The 1,398-nt window shown below is 58.9% G+C and carries 2 protein-coding genes; one reads left to right on the forward strand and one right to left on the reverse strand.

Annotation, left to right across the window (positions count from 1 at the left end; translation table 11 throughout):
- A partial coding sequence (locus G448_RS18560) for an FHA domain-containing protein (protein ID WP_211227994.1) occupies positions 1–402 on the forward strand: 402 nt, incomplete at its 5' end.
- A 37-nt stretch (positions 403–439) separates the two neighbouring features.
- Here the strand turns inward: G448_RS18560 and G448_RS16065 are convergent.
- Positions 440–1,398 (reverse strand): C2 family cysteine protease (locus G448_RS16065; protein ID WP_156911004.1); only part of this gene is annotated, 959 nt, incomplete at its 5' end.

Below are 1,398 nucleotides of genomic sequence, written 5' to 3' on the forward strand. Positions count from 1 at the left end.
GGTGTTGCGGTGGTGGCGGTTGGTGTGGGTGGGTGGTTGTGGTGGACGCGTCCGCTGACGCGGAGCGCCCCCCTGCCGGCGGGTGTCGAGAAGGGCGACGTGGTTTCGATGAACAGTTCCATACCTCCGCCCGAAACCAATGAGGGAGAACTGCGGTGGGAGGATCTGCGTTCGGAGCGCCACGAGTGGATCGTTGAACTGGCCTGGAGGAATTATCGGCAGAATTCCGACACTCCTGTAAGACTGCACTTGGGAGAGAGTGTGCATATCGACGGCCTGGGAACCCTCACGCTGCTCGGTGTCGATCCGGCGCCTCTTCTGCGATCGTATGATGCAGGCGGTGGTGGTTCACGTGCGACGTTCAATCTGACTGTCGATCCGGAAGTCTCCTTGACCAGGTAATTTCCGATGGAAGTCCGGCGGAATGCCGCTGCTGAGTTCATCGGGGAGTGCTGCCGATATCGGTGCAATTGAAGTGCTGTTCGTACTCTTCGCGGGTAATGCGTATCAATCCGTCCGGACGGTCCCCGGCGGGCGGCTGGTATCCGTCGGCAGGTTTGTTATGCCCCCAGGGGTTGCGGAGGGTGACGTACTCGTCGTCGACGGCGACTACTGTGTAGACATGCTCTTTCGCAATCCGATAAGTTCCTTGTTCGTCTGCGTCCGTAATCTTAAGATCTCCATTGGTGTCAGTGGTCGCCTGGACAATTCCATCGTCCTCACTGAAGTCCCCACCTGTGGTGACTCCCGTAGTTGGTTTTCCGCTTTGAGCGCTATTTTTTATGTCGTTCCACTCGTCTTCGGTGTACTGGTGCTGCTGCCAGGGGATGAATCCCCATGTGAATCCGAAAGTATGCACACTGTGGGTCTCCTCGCCCGAGATGGCTTCCATGGTTTCCGCTCCTGTGCCGCCGTCGTCGAGGTTCTTGTCGCCGTAGTGGATGCCGTAGGCGCGTTCGTAGATGCTCATGATGGTCGGCTTGCCGAATGGGTCCTTGGCGCCATTCGTGTAATAGTCGGTGACATCGACGTTCACGGGCTCTCCCTTGTCGTAAAGAGTGACGACGAAGGCTTTCTTGTCCGGGTCCCAGTTGACGCGATCGCGTAGATTCTGAGAACCGTCCGCGCTTCGTGAATATCCTTGCAGCGCTGACAACAGATAACAGTCGTTGAGAGTTCCTTGACGCGGAGAACCCCAACCGCCACTGCCGTCCGCTTGCCGAGCAATCCGCTTGATGTCGTCGTCGGACAGGGGTGTTTTCTCGTCGGTTGCCGGGGGGCCGTCGGTCTTCTTGCCGCTGCTGGTTCGGGGGTTTGCGGTGTCCCCGGTGGTGTCTGCGGTGTCGTTGGTGTTGGTGGTGGTGAGGAGTGCTGCGGTGCGGGTGGCGGCGGTGGTGA

The sequence above is a fragment of the Actinomyces gerencseriae DSM 6844 genome, from assembly GCF_000429265.1.
GTDB lineage: Bacteria > Actinomycetota > Actinomycetes > Actinomycetales > Actinomycetaceae > Actinomyces > Actinomyces gerencseriae.